General features: G+C 68.6%; 20 protein-coding genes. 14 read left to right on the forward strand and 6 right to left on the reverse strand.

From position 1 onward, the window contains the following. Positions 1-65 precede the first annotated feature (65 nt). From HD600_RS12580 to HD600_RS12610, 7 genes are all read left to right on the forward strand, one after another. Entirely contained in the window at positions 66-1,082 is a 1,017-nt protein-coding gene (locus HD600_RS12580) for a TerC family protein (protein WP_184284037.1), read from the forward strand. A gap of 144 nt (positions 1,083-1,226) precedes the next feature. Continuing rightward, a complete protein-coding gene (gene leuC / locus HD600_RS12585; protein ID WP_184284039.1) occupies positions 1,227-2,687 on the forward strand; it encodes a 3-isopropylmalate dehydratase large subunit in 1,461 nt (486 codons plus the stop codon). A 2-nt stretch (positions 2,688-2,689) separates the two neighbouring features. Continuing rightward, entirely contained in the window at positions 2,690-3,286 is a 597-nt protein-coding gene (gene leuD / locus HD600_RS12590) for a 3-isopropylmalate dehydratase small subunit (RefSeq protein ID WP_144795290.1), read from the forward strand. 79 nt (positions 3,287-3,365) lie between these two features. Beyond that, the gene (gene murA / locus HD600_RS12595; RefSeq protein WP_184284041.1) at positions 3,366-4,733 is read left to right on the forward strand and encodes a UDP-N-acetylglucosamine 1-carboxyvinyltransferase; all 1,368 of its coding nucleotides are present in this window, start codon (positions 3,366-3,368) and stop codon (positions 4,731-4,733) included. Positions 4,734-4,738: 5 nt separating this feature from the next. Continuing rightward, positions 4,739-5,494 carry a lysophospholipid acyltransferase family protein gene (locus tag HD600_RS12600; protein ID WP_184284044.1) on the forward strand — a complete coding sequence of 252 codons (756 nt, stop codon included), beginning with the start codon at positions 4,739-4,741 and terminating at the stop codon, positions 5,492-5,494. Next, a complete protein-coding gene (locus HD600_RS12605) occupies positions 5,484-6,617 on the forward strand; it encodes an NAD(P)H-dependent glycerol-3-phosphate dehydrogenase (RefSeq protein ID WP_184284046.1) in 1,134 nt (377 codons plus the stop codon). The genes HD600_RS12600 and HD600_RS12605 overlap by 11 nt, the downstream gene beginning before the upstream one ends. Continuing rightward, positions 6,523-7,605 (forward strand): D-alanine--D-alanine ligase family protein, encoded by a 1,083-nt coding sequence (locus tag HD600_RS12610; protein ID WP_184284048.1) that lies wholly within the window; start codon positions 6,523-6,525, stop codon positions 7,603-7,605. The genes HD600_RS12605 and HD600_RS12610 overlap by 95 nt, the downstream gene beginning before the upstream one ends. 18 nt (positions 7,606-7,623) lie before the next feature. Here the strand turns inward: HD600_RS12610 and HD600_RS12615 are convergent, their stop codons facing one another. Beyond that, positions 7,624-8,145, reverse strand: coding sequence for a DUF3515 family protein (locus HD600_RS12615; protein ID WP_184284050.1), 522 nt, complete (start codon positions 8,143-8,145; stop codon positions 7,624-7,626). Positions 8,146-8,168: 23 nt separating this feature from the next. Here HD600_RS12615 and thiL point away from each other — a divergent pair, with 23 nt between their 5' ends. Continuing rightward, positions 8,169-9,164: a thiamine-phosphate kinase gene (thiL, locus tag HD600_RS12620; RefSeq protein WP_184284053.1), complete on the forward strand. Its 996-nt coding sequence runs from the start codon at positions 8,169-8,171 to the stop codon at positions 9,162-9,164. Here the strand turns inward: thiL and rsmD are convergent. Then, positions 9,134-9,712 carry a 16S rRNA (guanine(966)-N(2))-methyltransferase RsmD gene (gene rsmD / locus HD600_RS12625; protein WP_184284055.1) on the reverse strand — a complete coding sequence of 193 codons (579 nt, stop codon included), beginning with the start codon at positions 9,710-9,712 and terminating at the stop codon, positions 9,134-9,136. The genes thiL and rsmD overlap by 31 nt on opposite strands. Before the next feature lie 44 nt (positions 9,713-9,756). Here rsmD and HD600_RS12630 point away from each other — a divergent pair, with 44 nt between their 5' ends. The 6 genes from HD600_RS12630 to mutM all read left to right on the forward strand — a co-directional run bounded on the left by HD600_RS12630 (position 9,757) and on the right by mutM (position 14,897). Further along, positions 9,757-11,940, forward strand: coding sequence for an ATP-dependent DNA helicase RecG (locus HD600_RS12630; RefSeq protein WP_184284057.1), 2,184 nt, complete (start codon positions 9,757-9,759; stop codon positions 11,938-11,940). A gap of 45 nt (positions 11,941-11,985) precedes the next feature. Next, a complete protein-coding gene (coaD, locus tag HD600_RS12635) occupies positions 11,986-12,483 on the forward strand; it encodes a pantetheine-phosphate adenylyltransferase (RefSeq protein ID WP_144796006.1) in 498 nt (165 codons plus the stop codon). Positions 12,484-12,610: 127 nt separating this feature from the next. Continuing rightward, on the forward strand, positions 12,611-13,108 hold the full coding sequence (locus tag HD600_RS12640; RefSeq protein WP_184284853.1) for a YceD family protein: 498 nt from the start codon (positions 12,611-12,613) through the stop codon (positions 13,106-13,108). A gap of 2 nt (positions 13,109-13,110) precedes the next feature. Then, on the forward strand, positions 13,111-13,320 hold the full coding sequence (rpmF, locus tag HD600_RS12645) for a 50S ribosomal protein L32 (RefSeq protein WP_127095660.1): 210 nt from the start codon (positions 13,111-13,113) through the stop codon (positions 13,318-13,320). Between the two features lie 16 nt (positions 13,321-13,336). Beyond that, positions 13,337-14,029, forward strand: coding sequence for a ribonuclease III (gene rnc / locus HD600_RS12650; RefSeq protein WP_184284059.1), 693 nt, complete (start codon positions 13,337-13,339; stop codon positions 14,027-14,029). Beyond that, on the forward strand, positions 14,022-14,897 hold the full coding sequence (gene mutM, locus HD600_RS12655; protein WP_184284061.1) for a bifunctional DNA-formamidopyrimidine glycosylase/DNA-(apurinic or apyrimidinic site) lyase: 876 nt from the start codon (positions 14,022-14,024) through the stop codon (positions 14,895-14,897). Before rnc ends, mutM begins: the two co-directional genes overlap by 8 nt. Before the next feature lie 46 nt (positions 14,898-14,943). Here the strand turns inward: mutM and HD600_RS12660 are convergent, their stop codons facing one another. The 4 genes from HD600_RS12660 to HD600_RS12675 are packed head-to-tail and all read right to left on the reverse strand — an operon-like array spanning position 14,944 to position 18,287. Further along, positions 14,944-15,600 carry a hypothetical protein gene (locus tag HD600_RS12660; RefSeq protein WP_184284063.1) on the reverse strand — a complete coding sequence of 219 codons (657 nt, stop codon included), beginning with the start codon at positions 15,598-15,600 and terminating at the stop codon, positions 14,944-14,946. After that, positions 15,597-16,226: an NAD(P)H-binding protein gene (locus HD600_RS12665; RefSeq protein WP_184284065.1), complete on the reverse strand. Its 630-nt coding sequence runs from the start codon at positions 16,224-16,226 to the stop codon at positions 15,597-15,599. The genes HD600_RS12660 and HD600_RS12665 overlap by 4 nt, the downstream gene beginning before the upstream one ends. A 49-nt stretch (positions 16,227-16,275) precedes the next feature. Then, positions 16,276-17,595 carry a permease gene (locus HD600_RS12670; RefSeq protein ID WP_184284067.1) on the reverse strand — a complete coding sequence of 440 codons (1,320 nt, stop codon included), beginning with the start codon at positions 17,593-17,595 and terminating at the stop codon, positions 16,276-16,278. After that, positions 17,592-18,287: an ABC transporter ATP-binding protein gene (locus HD600_RS12675; RefSeq protein WP_184284069.1), complete on the reverse strand. Its 696-nt coding sequence runs from the start codon at positions 18,285-18,287 to the stop codon at positions 17,592-17,594. Before HD600_RS12675 ends, HD600_RS12670 begins: the two co-directional genes overlap by 4 nt. Between the last annotated feature and the right edge of the window lie 22 nt (positions 18,288-18,309).

Raw genomic sequence — 18,309 nt, forward strand, 5'->3', positions numbered from 1 at the left:
CGCATATCCTGCGGGGGAGAGACTTTCGGCCATTTACCGACCCTCTCGAAAGGTGCAGTGCGCCCTTGAACATCCCGCTCTGGTTCGAGATCACCGCGTTCGCGGTGCTCATCGTCATCCTCGTCGGCGACCTCATGCTGGTCCGCCTTCGTCCGCACATCCCCTCGACGAAGGAATCCAGCCTCTGGGTGGCCTTCTACGTCACACTCGCGCTGGTGTTCGCCGCTCTGCTGTACTTCATCGCCGGCGGGCAGTTCGCCGGCGAGTTCCTCACCGGATGGGCGCTGGAGTACAGCCTGTCGATCGACAACCTCTTCGTGTTCGTCCTGATCATGGCTCAGTTCTCCGTGCCGCGTCGACTGCAGCAGCAGGTGCTGATGATCGGCATCATCATCGCCCTCGTGCTCCGAGGGATCTTCATCCTCGCCGGCGTCGCGATCATCGAGAACTTCTCCCCGGTGTTCTACCTGTTCGGCGTCTTCCTCATCTGGACGGCGATCCGCCAGGCCATGCCGGAGGGCGACCACGACGACGAGGTCAAGCGCGAGAACTTCGTCGTGCGTCTGATCCGTCGCCGCGTCGACATCAGTGACGAGTACGACGACGGGAAGCTGCGCACCGTGGTCGACGGCAAGAAGATGTGGACGCCGATGATCATCGTCTTCGTGGCGATCGGCGTGACGGATCTCATGTTCGCGATCGACTCGATCCCGGCGATCTTCAGCATCACGCACGACAGCTTCCTCGTTTTCACCGCGAACATCTTCGCCCTCATGGGACTGCGTCAGCTGTACTTCCTCCTCGGCGACCTGCTCGACCGGCTGCGCTACCTGCACTACGGCATCGCCGTGATCCTCGGCTTCATCGGCGTGAAGCTCATCCTCCACGCCATGCACGTCAACGAGCTGCCGTTCATCAACGGCGGAGAGTACATCGAATGGGCCCCGGACATCCCCATCTGGCTGTCGCTCACCGTCATCCTCGTCGCGATGGGCGCGGCCACGATCGCCAGCCTCATCGCCTCGTCGCGCGACAAGCGCCGCGCGGTGGAATCGACGCATCCGGCGCCCCCGACGCACTGAGACGTCGACCACCCGCCGCCGTGTAAACTGACCGACATGCGGCGGGTGGTTCTTCTCCTTAGCGGCCGCGACGAGACCTCGATCTAGGCCTTCCTCGTCGCGGCGTCCAGCGTGGCCGAACCGCCGAATTCTGGAGATACCGACATGACACAAGATGTTTCCCCCGCTCCCGTGAGCCGTCCGCGCACTCTCGCCGAGAAGGTGTGGGACGACCACCTCGTCCTCAAGGGCGAGAACGGCGAGCCCGATCTCATCTACATCGACCTGCACCTCGTGCACGAGGTCACCAGCCCTCAGGCCTTCGACGGCCTCCGCACCGAAGGGCGACCGCTGCGGCGCGTCGACCTGACGATCGCGACAGAGGACCACAACACGCCCACCCTCGAGATCGACAAGCCGATCGCCGACCTCACCAGCCGCACGCAGATCGAGACCCTGCGCCGCAACGCGGAGGAGTTCGGCGTCCGGATCCACTCGCTCGGCGACGCCGAGCAGGGCATCGTGCACGTCGTGGGTCCGCAGCTGGGCCTGACGATGCCGGGGATCACGGTGGTGTGCGGCGATTCGCACACCTCGACACACGGTGCGTTCGGTGCGATGGCCTTCGGCATCGGCACCAGCGAGGTCGAGCACGTCATGGCGACGCAGACACTGCCGCTGAAGCCCTTCAAGACGATGGCGATCACGGTCGACGGCGAACTCAAGCCGGGCGTGACGGCCAAGGACATCATCCTCGCGGTCATCGCGAAGATCGGCACCGGCGGCGGGCAGGGCTACGTGCTCGAGTTCCGCGGCAGCGCGATCCGTTCGCTGTCGATGGAGGGCCGGATGACGATCTGCAACATGTCGATCGAGGCGGGTGCGCGCGCCGGCATGGTCGCCCCGGACGAGACCACGTTCGCCTATGTCAAGGACAAGCCCCACGCTCCGCAGGGGCAGGACTGGGAGGACGCGGTCGCGTACTGGCGTACCCTGCCCACCGACGAGGGCGCGGTGTTCGACGCCGAGGTGTTCATCGACGCCGACGAGCTCGAACCGTTCGTCACATGGGGGACGAACCCCGGCCAGGGCAGTTCGTTGTCCTCGACGGTGCCGAACCCCGCCGACATCGCCGACCCGAACGAGCGCGCCGCCGCCGAGCGTGCGCTCGAGTACATGGATCTGACCCCTGGTGTCCCGCTCAAGGACGTCCCTGTGGATGCCGTCTTCATGGGTTCGTGCACGAACAGCCGGATCGAGGATCTGCGGGCGTTCGCGTCGATCATCCGCGGACGCACCAAGGCGGAGGGCGTGCGGGTCATGGTCGTCCCCGGCTCGGCGCGGGTGCGACTCGAGGCGGAGGCCGAGGGGATCGACCAGATCGTCAAGGACTTCGGCGCCGAATGGCGTTTCGCCGGCTGTTCGATGTGCCTGGGGATGAACCCCGATCAGCTCGCCCCGGGTGAGCGCTGCGCATCGACGTCCAACCGCAACTTCGAAGGACGACAGGGCAAGGGCGGACGCACGCACCTCGTCTCGCCGCTCGTCGCCGCCGCGACCGCGGTACGCGGAACACTGTCCAGCCCGAGTGATCTGGCACCGATCGAGGAACTGGTGGGAGCCTGACCATGGAGAAGTTCACCACGCACACCGGCATCGCCGCCCCGCTGAAGCGCTCGAACGTCGACACCGACCAGATCATCCCCGCGGTGTTCCTCAAGCGCGTCACGAAGACCGGTTTCGACGACGCGCTGTTCCACGCCTGGCGTCAGGACCCCGACTTCGTCCTCAACCAGGAGCCCTTCCAGGGCGCATCCGTTCTCGTCGCCGGCCCTGACTTCGGCACCGGATCGAGCCGCGAGCACGCGGTCTGGGCGCTGCGCGACTTCGGCTTCGCTGTCGTGCTGAGCCCGCGTTTCGCCGACATCTTCCGTGGCAACGCCGGCAAGCAGGGTCTGCTCGCCGCGACGATCTCCGAGGACGACCTGGAGCGCATCTGGGCGGCCATCGACGCCGATCCCGGCGCGAAGATCACGGTGGACCTCGAGGCTCGGACGGCGACGATCGGCGATTTCCAGGCCTCCATCGGCGTCGACGATTACACTAGATGGCGGCTCCTCGAAGGGCTCGATGACATCGGGCTCACCCTGCGCAACGAAGACAAGATCGCGCAGTTCGAGGCCCGCCGCGAGTCGTGGCGGCCACGTACGCTCCCTGTCCGCTGACATCGAGCACGTGAGCCTGGGGCACTTTCGCCCCTGCGGTCCAGGCCGCGATTCGTGAACATGAAGTGAGGCTCATCGAATGACGACCCCTGTGCGTGCTGACCTTCCCGGTGGCGTATCCGCCCTGACCGGAGACGTGCTGGCGATCCGAGGCGGACGGCCGCTGCGCGGTCGCGTCGACGTCAAGGGCGCGAAGAACCTCGCGACCAAGGCGATGGTGGCGTCGCTGCTCGGCGAGGACACCAGCATCCTGCGCGACGTGCCGGGAATCAGCGATGTGGCCGTCGTCCGCTCGCTCCTCGAGGTGCACGGCGTCCGGGTCGCGGAGGGCGATGAGCCCGGCTCGCTGACCTTCGACCCGAGCGACGTCGAGTCCGCTCACATGGAGGAGATCGACGCGCACGCCGGCGCCTCCCGCATCCCGATCCTGTTCTGCGGCCCGCTGCTGCACCGACTCGGCCAGGCGTTCATCCCCGACCTCGGCGGATGCCGCATCGGTGATCGCCCGATCGATTTCCACCTGGACGCGCTGCGCAAGTTCGGCGCCGTCGTCGAGAAGCTCCCCAGCGGCATCCGGCTGTCCACACAGGGCGGTCGCCTCCACGGTGCGAACATCCACCTGCCGTACCCGAGCGTCGGCGCGACCGAGCAGGTCCTGCTCACCGCCGTCCGCGCGGAGGGGACGACCGAGCTGCGCAATGCCGCCATCGAGCCCGAGATCATGGATCTCATCGCCGTGCTGCAGAAGATGGGCGCGATCATCTCGTACGAGCCCAACCGCGTCATCCTCATCGAGGGTGTCGAGAAGCTCCGCGGCTACGACCACCGCTCGATCTTCGACCGCAACGAGGCCGCGTCCTGGGCGTCTGCCGCTCTCGCGACCGACGGCGAGATCTTCGTCGGCGGCGCCAAGCAGCAGGAGATGCTCACTTTCCTCAACGTCTTCCGCAAGGCGGGCGGATGGTTCGACATCCAGGAGGACGGCATCCTCTTCCGCCGTGCGGGAGACGTGCAGCCCGTCGTCGTGGAGACCGACGTGCACCCGGGCTTCATGACCGACTGGCAGCAGCCGCTCGTCGTCGCCCTCACCCAGGCCGAGGGTCGCTCGGTCGTCCACGAGACGGTCTACGAGAACCGTATGGGCTTCACCCAGGCGCTGGTCAAGATGGGCGCGGACATCGTCGTGCACCCGCACGGACTGCAGGACGGACCGCGACGCGTACCGCGCCGCGAGCTCGAGCAGGCCGCGGTGATCACCGGCATCACGCCGCTGCACGGCGCCGACATCGTCGTCCCCGATCTGCGCGGGGGCTACAGCCACGTGATCGCGGCGCTCACCGCCACCGGCGAATCCAAGGTCTCCGGCGTCGACATCCTCAGCCGCGGCTACGAGAAGTTCTTGGCCAAGCTCGACGCCCTCGGCGCCGACTTCGACGTCATCGGCTGACGCGGATGGCATCCGCATCGCCGGAGAAGACCCGGCCGAGCCTGTTCTGGGTGCTGGCCGTTCTCGTCATACCGTTCGTGAACTTCGTGTCGAAGATGCGCTTCACGGGACGGGAGAAGCTCCCGTCCCGCGGCGCCTTCGTTCTCGCGCCCAACCACTACTCGGAGTTCGATCCGATCATCGTGGCGGCAGCCGTCTGGAAGATCGGCCGTGCGCCGAGGTTCATGGCCAAGGAGAGCCTGTTCCGTGTGCCGGTGCTCGGCGCCATCCTTCGGGCGACAGGAATGGTCCCCGTGGCGAGGTCGTCGTCGCGGGCGGCGTCCGCGCAGACGATCGCCCAGTCCAAGGAGCTGGTCGAGAACGGTCGCGGGGTGATCGTCTACCCGGAGGGCACGCTCACCCGTGACCCTGAGCTGTGGCCGATGCGCGGGAAGTCCGGTGCGGTACGACTGGCGATGGCCGGCGACATCCCCCTGATCCCGATGGCGCAGTGGGGCACGCAGCAGATCATGGGGCGCTATCAGAAGGGGCTGCGGATCTGGCCGCCGCGCCGACCGATCGACATCGTGATCGGCGACCCTGTCGACCTCAGCGACCTGAAGGGCCGCGAGCACCAGCCCGCGGCGATCGCCGAGGCCACCGAACGGCTGATGAACGCGATCACCGCACTGCTGGAGGACGTCCGGCAGGAGAAGGCCCCCGCGAAGCGGTGGAACCCGACCGAACACGGTCAGAAGGAGACCGGGCGCCTTGACTCGTAAGAACACCGACGCGCGAGCCACCCGTGTCACCGTCATCGGCGCAGGCAGCTGGGGGACCACCTTCGGAAAGATCCTCGCCGACGGCGGTGCCGATGTCACCATGTGGGCCCGCCGCCCGGAACAGGCGCAGGAGATCTCCGAGGGCAAACGGAACACCCGTTACCTCCCCGGCATCAATCTGCCCCGGTCGATGACCGCGACGCACGAGCTCTCGACGGCGATCGAGGGCGCGGAGCAGGTGTATCTCTCCGTGCCGAGCCAGTCGCTGCGCGAGAACCTCAAGGCCCTTCGCCCGCTGCTGGCGAACACCGACATCCCCATCGTGAGCCTCATGAAGGGGGTCGAGCGGACGAGCGGTCTGCGCATGAGCCAGGTCATCGAGCAGGAGCTCGCCTGTGACCCTGAGCGCATCGCCGTGGCCTCCGGCCCCAACCTCGCACTCGAGATCGCCCGAGAGCAGCCGACGGCCGCCGTGATCTCGTCATTGAGTCAGGAGACGGCCGACACGATCGCTCGCGCCGCGCGCAACGGCTACTTCCGCACCTTCGTGAACACGGACGTGATCGGGACGGAGTTCGGCGGCGTCCTCAAGAACCTCATCGCGGTCGCGATCGGCATCGTCGACGGTGTGGGGTACGGCGAGAACACCAAGGCGTCGATCATCACGCGGGGTCTCGTCGAGATGACCGACTTCGCCGTCGCCAACGGCGCTCAGCCGGAGACCCTGCAGGGCCTGGCCGGCCTCGGCGACCTCATCGCCACGTGCCAGTCGCCGCTCAGCCGCAACAACACGGCAGGGCGTCTGCTCGGCCAGGGCTACGGCTACCAGGATGTCGTGAAGCAGATGAATCAGACCGCGGAGGGGCTGGCATCAGTCGCTCCCGTGCTCCAGCTGGCCCGCGCGGCCGGCGTGCACATGCCCATCGTGGAGCAGGTGAAGATGGTGCTCGACGGGAAGATGAACCCGCGCGACATCGCACCGCACCTGACCACGGACGACGACACTCCCCAGGAGGAGCGGACCAATCATGGACAAGCAGACGGTGGTGGTGCTCTTCGGCGGGCGTTCCAGCGAGCATTCGATCAGTTCCGCCACGGCGGGCGGGGTACTGCAGGCGATTGACCGCGACCGGTACGAGGTGATCCCGGTCGGGATCACCCGTGAGGGCGCCTTCGTCCTGGAAGAGGACGCTCCGGCGAAGTTCGCTCTCGACGCCGCGCACCTGCCAGAAGTCGTGGACAACGGCTCCCGCGTGCTCTGGCCGGAGCCGGGCGGAACGCGGTCGCTGCGAGTGGTGCACGCGGACGGTGAGGTCGAAGACCTCGGCACGATCGATGTCGTGCTGCCGATCCTGCACGGCACGCACGGCGAGGACGGCACGATCCAGGGGTATTTCGACACCTTGGAGGTCCCGTACGCGGGCGGCGGAGTGCTCGATTCCGCGCTCTGCATGGACAAGCACTTCATGAAGGTGGTCCTCGAGGCAGCCGGCATCCGGGTGGCCCCATGGGTCACGGTCCGCCGCGGCGACGGTCCGCACAGTGCCGACGCGCAGCGCGCCGGCATCGAGGCGCTCGGGCTCCCCGTGTTCGTCAAGCCGGCGCGCGCGGGATCGAGCGTCGGAGTGTCCAAGGTCTCCGATCTCGACGAGCTGGAGGCGGCGCTGGAACTCGCGTTCGCCGAGGACGAGAAGGTGCTCATCGAATCCGGCGTGAGCGGCCGTGAGATCGAGGTGGCGATCCTCGAGAGCGCCGACGGCGTGCGGGCGTCCCTCCCCGGCGAGATCGTGCTGACCGCGCGTGGCTTCTACGACTTCGAGGGTAAGTACCTCGGCGGGGACGGCGTCGAGGTCGTGTGTCCCGCAGAGCTCAGCGACGATCAGATCACGGCGATCCAGGACACCGGCGTGCGCGCCTTCGCGGCCGTGGACGGCCGAGGTCTCGCCCGTGTGGACATGTTCCTCACCGATGAGGGCGACCTCGTGGTCAACGAGCTCAACACCATGCCCGGTTTCACGCCGATCTCGATGTTCCCCAAGTGCTGGGTGGCGTCCGGGCTCAGCTACGCCGACCTGATCGGCGAGCTCATCGAGGCGGGGCTGCGCCGCTGAATCACGCCCGCAGCCGGGTCACGGCGTGCCGTCGAGGAGTTCCTGGGCGTCCTCATCGAGCTCATCGGGCGTCGTGCATCGTCCGTCCGCCGGGATCGATGTGATGGCGCCGACGAGCGTGCGGCTGCTGATGACGTCGTTCGAGCTCACCGCGGTGGTGTCGATGTACAGCTGCACGGCCGGGTCGCGGCCGTAGGTCGTCACACGGAGGAAGGGCGTGTCTGCGGTGTCGACCAACCAGTCGACGCCTTCGAGCGTGACGCACTGCAGATCGGCGGTCGGCCCTGGCACGGTGACGCCGCAGCGCAGGATGATGGCGGTGTCCTCGCCCGGTGCGCCCCAGGCCGCCGAGGCCTGTGCGTCCGTCCACCGGCGATCGAGGTCGGCGATCGAATCGGCATTCCGCAGACCGGCGGAGACCTCGGCGCACAGCGGGTTGTTCGCATCGTCCGCCGGCTCGAGGTGCACCGTGGTGGAACAGCCTCCGAGGAACGCCGCGGCCAGCAGCAGGACGGTGGCGACGGCGAGACGGCGGGACATGATTCCAGGCTACCTTTGACAGCATGCCCTCCCGCTCCGACGACGACGATCCGCGCCTGGGCGACGTCTCAGAAGGCACCGTTCTGCGTGCCATCCTCGCCCGCACGCCGTCCGCCTCGCACACGATCCTCGGCCCCGGTGACGACGCGGCCGTTCTGGCGGCGCCGTCCGGCTCGGTGGTCGCCACGACCGACACGCTCGTCCACGGTCCGGACTTCCGCCTCGCCTGGTCGTCCGGATACGACCTCGGCTGGAAGTCGGCGGCCGTGAACCTCGCCGATGTCGCGGCGATGGGAGCGCGTCCCACCGCACTCCTCGTCGCGCTGGCCGTGCCGCGCGACCTGCGCCTGTCATTCGTCGAGCAGCTCGCGGACGGATTCAGGGCGGCGTGCGAGGCGCTCGCACCGGGATGCGCAGTGGTCGGCGGCGACCTGACGGTGTCCGATGTCCTGACCGTCGCGGTCACGGCGCTGGGTGACCTCGAGGGCAGAAGCGCCGTCACGAGGTCCGGCGCCCGCCCGGGAGACGTCGTCGCCGTCGCCGGGGAGCTCGGACTCTCCGCTCGCGGGCTCGCCGTGCTGTTCGGTCGTTTCCGCGACGGCGACGTGCCCGTACCGGTCGTGGCCTCGCAACTCGCCGCGGGAGAGCGGGCGGCACTGGACGCCCAACTCCGTCCGTCTCCTCCGATCGGGCTCGGTCCCGTCGCGGCGATGGCGGGAGCGACGTCGATGATGGACATCTCGGATGGGCTCGCTCTGGACGCCGGCCGGATGGCATCCGCCTCGGACATCACCATCGACCTGCGTTCCGATTCCCTCGGGGACGACCCGCGACTCGCGCTGGCGGGCGGCGAGGACCACGCACTGCTGGCGACCTTCCCGCCCGATGTCCTGCCGCCGGGGTTCCGCGTCATCGGCGACGTGCGCACGCGAGGTGCCGATGGCGTGCTCTGCGACGGACAGCCGGTGGATGTCGCGGGTTGGGACCCCTACCGCGACTGGGATGCCGCAGCGGGCTGAGCCCACCACACGGCGGTGTCGCCGTAGACCTTCTCGCGGAAGACCTCCAGCCCCGCGGCGTTCGTGTCGGGCGCGGTCGACCGGCGTGCGCGCTCGATGACCACGACGGCGTCGGGCGAGAGCAGTGGTGCGAGGGCGACGAGGTCGGCGGTCATGGCGTCGTCGTCGAGATCGTACGGCGGATCGGTGAACACCAGATCCCACGGCCCGGTGGACCGGCAGAGGAACGTGAGCACCGCGCTCTCGTGCACTCTGACACGCGCGTCGCGAACCGCCGTGGCCACGGTCGCGCCGTTCCGGCGGGCGACGGCTGCAGCAGGGCGGGAGCGTTCGACGAGGTCGGCGGATGCGCCGCCGCGACTGAGGGCTTCCAATCCGAGGGCACCTGATCCCGCGTACAGGTCGAGGATCCGCGCCCCCTCGATGGCGCCCGCTGACTCCAGCGCACCGAACAGGGACTCGCGCACCCGGTCGCTGGTCGGCCGGGTCCCGCTGCCCGGCACCTCCAGGCGCAGTCCGCGCGCGTCGCCGGCGATGATCCTCGTCACCCCACCAGCCTAGGACTGTCGCCGGTGTTATCTAGACTTCAGGGATGGTCCTCTCCTTCGACACCCGCCTCGCGGATGCCGTGGGCCCCGCTGCGGCCAAGAAGCTCGAGCGTGCCTTCGACATGCACACGGTGGGGGAGATGCTCGCGCACTATCCCCGCCGGTATGCCGACCCCGCCGAGCTGACACCCATCCGCGACCTGCCCGTCGGTGAGACGGTCACGATCGTCGCCGAGGTGCTCTCGTCATCGGCTCGCGCCATGCGCAACCGATCCGGCGCGATGACCGACGTGATCATCGGCGACGGGCACGGTCGCGTGTCCCTGACGTTCTTCGCGAAGAACCTCAGCCAGGCGGAATGGCGCGCCAAAGAGCTGCGCCGCGGCCGACGGGGGATGTTCTCCGGCAAGGTCGGCATGTTCCGCGACGTCACGCAGTTCGCTCACCCGCAGTACGAACTCTTCGACGACGAGGAGAGCGCCAAGGCCAGGGCGGAGGACCGCGCCAGCAGGCCGATACCGATCTATCCGGCGACCTCTGCGGTGTCGACCCAGCAGTTCCGAGAGCTCGTCGAGGTCGTGCTCCCTCAGGTCGCCGACGTTCCCGACCCGCTACCGGAGTCCGTCCGGACGGCGGAGGGCCTGCTCGATGCGCGCACCGCGCTCATACAGCTGCACCGACCGCAGACGAAGAGCGAGGTCGACCCCGCCGTGCGGACGTTGCGGATGCACGAGGCGCTCGTGCTGCAGACCGCTCTGCTGCAGCAGCGGGCGGCGGTGCGGTCGCTGACGGCGACACCGAGACCTGCGCGACCGGGCGGACTCCTCGAGAGGTTCGACGCGGCCCTTCCGTACACGCTGACCGCCGATCAGGAGACGGTCGGTGCTCAGGTGGCCGACGACCTCACGCAGCAGTGGCCGATGAACCGTCTCGTGCAGGGCGAGGTCGGTTCGGGAAAGACGCTCGTCGCCCTGCGCGCCATGCTGCAGGTGGCGGAATCGGGCGGGCAATCGGCGCTGATCGCCCCCACGGAGGTGCTCGCGGCGCAGCATCTGCGCTCGATCACGAAGATGCTCGGTCCGGCCCTCGCGCCGGAGCTCATGCCCACCCTGCTGACCGGGCAGATGTCCGCTCCCGAGCGGCGGAAGGCTGCCCTCCGCGTCGCCGCCGGGCAGGCGCTGATCGTCGTCGGCACGCACGCGCTGCTCGGCGAGAAGACCACGTTCGCCGAGCTCGGGCTCGTCGTCGTCGATGAGCAGCACCGGTTCGGGGTCGAGCAGCGCGAGGCGCTTCGCGCGAAGGGCTCGAGCCCTCATGCACTCGTGCTCACGGCCACGCCGATCCCTCGCACCGTGGCGATGACCGTGTTCGGCGACCTCGACACCTCGGTCATCCGCACGATGCCGTCCGGGCGTGCGGGGATCGAGTCCTTCGTCGCACCGCTGGCGGAGCATCCGGCGTGGTTCCAGCGCGTGTGGGATCGTGCCGCCGAGGAGATCGCACAGGGACGGCAGGTCTTCGCCGTCTGCGCGGCCATCGACACGACGAAGAAGGCGGGAGCGGCGGAAGAGGACGAGTCCGCGCTGCTGCCGCCGGAAGAGGGTGCGACGGGTCCGCGGTGGGGCGTGGTGCAGCTCGACGAGGCGCTCGCGACCCATCCGACCGTCGGCGGTCTCCGGCGCGCCGTTCTGCACGGCAAGATGCCGTCCGATGAGAAGGATGCGGTGATGCAGTCCTTCGCGCGCGGCGAGATCGACCTGCTGATCGCCACGACCGTCATCGAGGTCGGCGTCGACGTCCCCAACGCCTCCACGATGATCGTGCTGGATGCCGACCGCTTCGGCGTCTCGCAGCTGCACCAGCTGCGGGGTCGTGTCGGTCGAGGGTCGGTGCCCGGGCTCTGCCTGCTCGTCACCGAGGCCGAGGAAGGGACGCTCGCCCGCGAGCGTGTCGAGGCCGTGGCGGCCACGCTGGACGGGTTCGCCCTGGCCGAGGTCGACCTCGAGCTGCGGGGCGAGGGCGATGTCCTCGGTCAGGCGCAGTCCGGCGCGAGATCGTCGCTGCGTCTGCTGCGCGTCGTGAAGGATTCCGCCCTCATCGCGCGCGCCAGGGAGCTCGCCCAGGGCATCCTCGCGGATGACCCGGAGCTGGCAGGTCATCCGGGTCTGCGCGAGGTCATCGCGCGTCGCGTCACCGAAGAGGACAGGGCGGCGCTCGCGAAGAACTGAGCAGGACGTGCAATAGGGTGAGAGCATGCGATCGAAGGAGTGTTTGTGAGTAGCCGGATCGCCGTCGTCCCCGGTTCGTTCGACCCGCCGACGCTCGGCCACCTGGATGTCATCCGTCGGGCATCGAAGCTCTACGACCAGCTGCACGTGCTGGTCGTGCACAACCCTGGTAAGGAGGCGATGCTGCCGATCGCGCAGCGTCTGTCGCTTCTCGAGCAGTCCATCGCCGAGGACGGCATGGAGGGCGAGATCATCGTCGGGTCGTGGAGCATGGGACTTCTGGTCGACTACGCCCGCGATGTCGGTGCCGGGGTCCTCGTCAAAGGCATCCGTTCGCAGATCGACGTCGCATACGAGTCGCCGATGGCGATCGTGAACCGGCATCTCGCCGACATCGAGACGGTCTTCCTGCTGCCCGATCCCTCGCACGCCATGGTGTCCAGCTCGCTCGTCCGGCAGGTCGCCGGCCTCGGGGGAGACGTGTCGCCGTTCGTGCCTCCGGCTGTCGCCTCCTTCCTCGACACCGGCGCGCGCGGGATCTGATCCGACGGCATCCCCGCCGTTCACCGCGCCCGTCCAGGTGGCCCGCCGGTAGCATGGAGGGGTGAAGACTCGACTCAACGGCCCGTTCGTGGTGCCCGCCCGCGACATCGCCCGGAAACCCGGCGAGATGCGCGAGCATCGCTTCTCCGTCACTCTCGCCGAGCAGTGGGGCGAGGGCATCGTCTCGTACCCGGCGCAGTCCGAGGTCGATCTCGAGGTGCGCCTCGAGTCGGTTCACGAGGGCATTCTCGTCTCCGGAACGGTGGATGCGGCGTACTCCGGAGTGTGCGGACGATGCCTCATCGACATCTCTGAGCCTGTCGAAGTCGAGTTCCAGGAGCTTTTCGCGTATCCTGGTGGAGAAGAAACTGACTTCGAGGTTCAAGACGACCACGTGGATCTTGAAACTCTGGTCAGGGAAGCGGCAGTTTTGGCGCTTCCATTTCAGCCGGTGTGTCAGCCGGACTGCCCCGGGCTCGACCCGAACACGGGTGAGCGGCTGACCGGAAGCACCAGAGCCAACGAAGAGGCCCCCATCGATCCTCGGTGGAGTGCGCTCCGACAGATCGCAGACCAGGGGAGCACGGCACAGAGCCGTGATCCCGAGAACACAGAAGAGAGTTAGCCATGGCTGGTAACCCCCCGAAGCGCAAGGTTTCCCGTTCCAACACCCGCTCGCGTCGCGCGCAGTGGAAGGCGGAGCCGACGCCCCTGGTGAAGACCGTCGAGAACGGCAAGGTCGTCTACAGCCGTCCGCACCAGGCGAAGGTCGTGACCGACTCGCAGGGCACCGAGCTGTTCCTCGAGTACAAGGGTCGCAAGGTCGCTGACGTCTGATCACGGTCTCACGATCGTGACCGATGTCCCTGGAGGGACAGCGCCACTCGCCGCAAAGCTCAGGGTCGACATCGACCCTGAGCTGCTTGCGTTGGCGCTGACTCACCGTTCCTACGCGTACGAGCACGGCGGGATCCCGCACAACGAGCGCCTCGAGTTCCTCGGGGACTCCGTGCTCGGTCAGGCCGTGACGGTGATGCTGTTCACCACGCACCCCGATCTCGATGAGGGGCAGCTGGCGAAGCGACGGGCGAGCGTCGTCTCGACCGTCGCCCTCGCAGAGGTGGCCCGCGCCATCGGCCTCGGAGAGCACCTGTTGCTGGGGCGCGGCGAAGAGCAGACCGGGGGCCGCGACAAGGACTCGATCCTCGCCGACACCATGGAAGCGGTGTTCGGGGCCACCTACCTGTCCGCAGGGCCCGAGGCGGCAACGGAACTCGTGCTGCGCCTGACGGCGCCGCTGCTCGCCGACCCCGAGCGCTACGGCGCTGCGATGGATCCGAAGACGAGTCTTCAGGAGCTCGCCGCACGACTCGGCGCTGCGCCGCCGATCTATGCGGTCTCCGCCTCAGGACCGGATCACGACCGCCGCTTCACGGCGACGGTCACCGTGGGCGACGTCAGCAAGACCGGCGAGGGGACGAGCAAGAAGACCGCAGAGATGGCCGCCGCCCTCAGCGTCTGGCGCACCCTCAGCGCCCGTGCCTGAACTCCCCGAGGTCGAGGTCGTCCGCGCAGGCCTCGCCCCCGCCGTCGTCGGTGCGACGATCACGAACGTCTCGGTGCTCGACGAACGCGCTCTCACGCGGCATCCAGCCGGCGCGGCCGACTTCGTCGCGCGGCTCGAGGGCACGGCGGTCGCCGCCGCATCCCGCCGCGGCAAGTTCCTGTGGCTCCCGCTCGCGCACGACCCGTCGCGTACGGCGGATGCGCTCACCGCTCACCTCGGGATGAGCGGGCAGATGCTGCTGCGTGCGCCGGATGCTCCGACGGAGCGTCACGAGCGGATCCGTCTCGGCATCCGGCATCCGCAGCACGGCGATCTCGCCGTCGTGTTCGCCGATCAGCGCACTTTCGGCTCGCTCGCCGTCGACGACCTGGTGCCGGACGGGGACGACCTCGTCCCGACCCAGGTGCAGCACATCGCGCGTGATCCACTCGACGGCGCATTCGACGATGCCGCGTTCGTCGCTGCCGTGCGGCGCAGGGGAAGCGCCATCAAGCGCATCCTGCTCGATCAGACGCTCGTCAGCGGCATCGGCAACATCTATGCCGACGAATCGCTGTGGGCCGCGCGCATCCACCCGGAGACGCATGGCAGGGCACTGTCGGTGCAGGCCGTGCGTCGCCTGCTCGACGAGGTGCGGTTCGTGCTGGAGAAGGCTCTCGCCGAGGGTGGGACGAGCTTCGATGCTCAGTACGTCAACGTCAACGGTCAGGCCGGATACTTCGCGCACTCGCTCAACGCGTACGGCCGAGGTGGGAAACCCTGTCCGCGCTGCGGTGGCGAGATACGCCGCGAGGCGTTCATGAACAGGTCGTCGCACTACTGCCCGCGGTGCCAGCGGCGCCGTTGACCGCCATCGGCTGAGCCGGCCACGGTCGCCGCGGGTGGGATACCGGTCAGAGGCCCATCGCTTCGAGCACGCCCGACGTGTCACGCGTGTGCGCGATGACGGTGTACTCGCCGAGATCCTCGTCGATGCGGTACTTCTCCGCATCGAGCCCGTACTCCGGCACCGGCCCGAAGAGCTCGGTGACGGCAGGGCCGAGATCTGCGATCGGTGGGAAGGTGAGATAGGCGGAGACGTCGGCCGGAACCTCGATGCCCTCGTCCCCGCGGACACGGATGTCGACCGACGTCTCCTCACCGACCGGGACGACCGCGGTGAGGACGTCGCGCAGGACATCCGCCGGAACGGTCACGGCGCGGTCGGCGTCTGTGAGGTCATCGAGGTCGAACTGCACGGGCCGGATCGTGACGCGCACATGCAGATGGCACCGCCCCTCGCACGTGCGGTCTGCCCACGGCTCCGCCTCGAAGCTCCATGCGCCACCGCGGGGGTCGACGCCGTCGAGCGCGGACTGCACCTGCGGGGCGGCGGCGTCGACCTCGCGCGTCGAGGCCCCGAACGGATCATCGAACGGCGACCGGTCGTCGAGGAGCGGGATGACGAAGCATCCGCTGAGCAGGAACGTCATCACGGCGATGGCGAGGACGCTGCCGGCCGATCGCAGGCTGTTCGTCCGGCCGGCGCGGGCGTCGACGACCACGGTCAAGCCTTCTTCTCGAGCGCGAGGCCGACCGAGCTGCGGCTGTAGACCTCGGGCTGCTCGATCGCCTTCACGAGGAAGTCGGCCACGGACGCCCGCGGTATCGAACGCATGCCCGCCGGCATGCCGGTGAACGCCTCGGCGTAGTCCGGGTCGAACGCACCGTCCGTGAGACCGCTCGGCCGGGCGATCGTCGCGTTCAGTCCGGCGTCGGCGATGTGCTTCACCGCCGCGCGGTGATCCTTGAGCGGATTGCGAAGCAGCAGCATCATCGACCGACCGATGACACCGGTCAGTTCGTCGTCCACACCGGCGGAGGCGCAGTAGGCGATGCGGTCGACGCCGGAGCGCTGCATCCCCGCGACGATGTTCTGCGTCATGCGGGCGACCTCGGTCGACGGTTTCATGGGCGCAGAGGACGACAGGCAGGAGATGACCGCGTCGACGCCGTCGATGGCGCGGGCGACGGCGTCCGCATCGAACGCATCACCCTCCACGATCGTGACGCCTTGTCGGGTCTGCAGCTTCTCCGGCGAGCGCAGGAATGCCGTCACCTCGTGACCCGCGGACGCGGCGCGCCGTACGACGAGCTGTCCGACTCCGCCGGTCGATCCGAACACAACGATCTTCACGCGCTCTCCGCTTCCCTCAGGTCGGTTGACCCGGTCGAGACTACTGCGCTCAGGCCGGGGCGAACGCGCGAGCGAGGACAGGGCGGGTGACCCGCGTACTCGACCAGACGATGCCGATTCCCGCCCCGATCACGAGGAGGATGGTGAGGATCGACAGCGGGGCGATGATCAGCGCGAGGCCCAGCAACGGGAAGACGAGCACCCCCGCGCACAGCGCCGAACCGATCGCGGTCATCAGCAGCGGTGACATCACCGCGCGTCGCCGAGCGGCATCCACTGTCTCCATCGGCATGCCGAAAGAGTGAAGGCTCCGATGCAGCGGCCGCTGGTCGAGGAGTCCGGCCGCCTGGTTGACACCGACGGAGGCGGCGACCATGAGGAAGGATCCGATGAGCGTGATGATGAGACCCGTGCGGATGTCCACGGCGAGCTCCAGGTTCGCGGCCGATTCGTTCGCGCCCATCATGTCCACGACAGCGATGCCCGATCCCGCGAACACCGCCATGAAGCTGGCCATCGAGATCCCGCTCACCTGACGCCATGCCGCCTTGGGGGACTCCAGGACCAGACGCGCGGCGAGGAGCTTCTCCGCCGTCTTCGCGCGACGGAGCTGGAAGCGGGCCTGCGTGCGGAGCACCCACGGGCCCAGCAGATTGAGCACCGCCATGGCCGCAGCGAACATGCCTGCGACGACGACGACCGTCAGCATCATCTCGGCGGTCCCGGGGAAGAGGGAGATGACGGCGAAGGCGGTCACGACCACGGCGACGGCGATGACCGCCCGCATCCAGTGCACCTTGGGAGCATCCGCACGGGTGCGAACACCCAGGGGCGAGATGACGACGCGGCGCAGTCCGATCACGGCGCTCACCCCCGCCAGGGCGATGACGCATGCGATGACTCCCACGAGCGCCGGCACCGGCAGAAGGATCGCGGCGGCACCGAGGGGCTCGCCGCGGAACGGGATCAGACCGACCAGCGGAGTGATGACGAGGTATCCGAGGACACCGGCCACGGCTCCGGCGCCGGCGACGAGGACGGACTCGACCACCGTGACGGCGACGACCCCGGATCCGGAGACGCCGAGCAGACGAAGGGTCGACAGCCGCTCGTCCCGTCGGCGGGCGGACAGGCGGGCGGCGGCCCCGCCGAGGCCGGCCAGCGGGACGACGAGCAGCACGAGGGCGATCGCCGCGAGCACCTGGTAGATGGTGCCGTCCGGGTCGGTCCACGACCAGAACTTCTGGGCGCCGCCGACGACCGTGAGCACGAGCGTCGTGACGATCGCGAAGGCGACGGCGGGCAGCGCGATCGTGCCCATGCTCCCGGGAGCGGGGCGGAGGAGCAGCCGCAGGACGCCGAGGTTCACGAGGACACCTCCTGCGTGGCCAGGCGGCCGTCGCGCACGTGGATGGTCCGCGAGCAGCGCGCAGCGACCTCGGGGTCGTGGGTGACGACGACGAGTGTCCTGCCCTGCTGCGACGTCGCCCACAGCAGGGCGTCCATGACCTCGCCGGACGTGCGGGAATCAAGGGCGCCGGTCGGTTCGTCGGCGAAGACGACCTCGGCCCCGGTGACCTGGGCGCGAGCGATCGCGACGCGCTGGGCCTGTCCGCCGGACAGCTGCCCGATCCGCCTGTCCTCCATGCCGGCGAGGCCGAGAGCGCCGAGCCATGTGGTCGCCTGTGCGGTGGCCGCATCACGCGGCTGCCCGGTGATCATGAGGGCGAGGGCGACGTTCTCGACCGCCGTGAGCTCGGGGATCAGCAGCCCCTGCTGGAACACGAATCCGAATGATTCCCGGCGGAGCCTGGACCGCGCGCCCTCGTTCAGCGCCGTCACCGACACGGGCGGCGCGGCGGATGGGCTGAAGGTGACCTCTCCCGCATCCGGGGAGATGATGCCGGCGAGCACGTGCAGCAGCGTCGTCTTGCCGGAACCCGAGGAACCCATCACGGCGACGGACTCCCCGCGGTGGATCGTGAGGTCGACGCCGGCGAGGGCGACGGTCGGGCCATAGGACTTCTGCAGGCCTCGGGCCTGGAGGACGGGTGCGTTCATGTCTTCCAGCCTCGTCGGCCGC

The sequence above is a fragment of the Microbacterium ginsengiterrae genome (assembly GCF_014205075.1).
Taxonomy (GTDB): domain Bacteria; phylum Actinomycetota; class Actinomycetes; order Actinomycetales; family Microbacteriaceae; genus Microbacterium; species Microbacterium ginsengiterrae.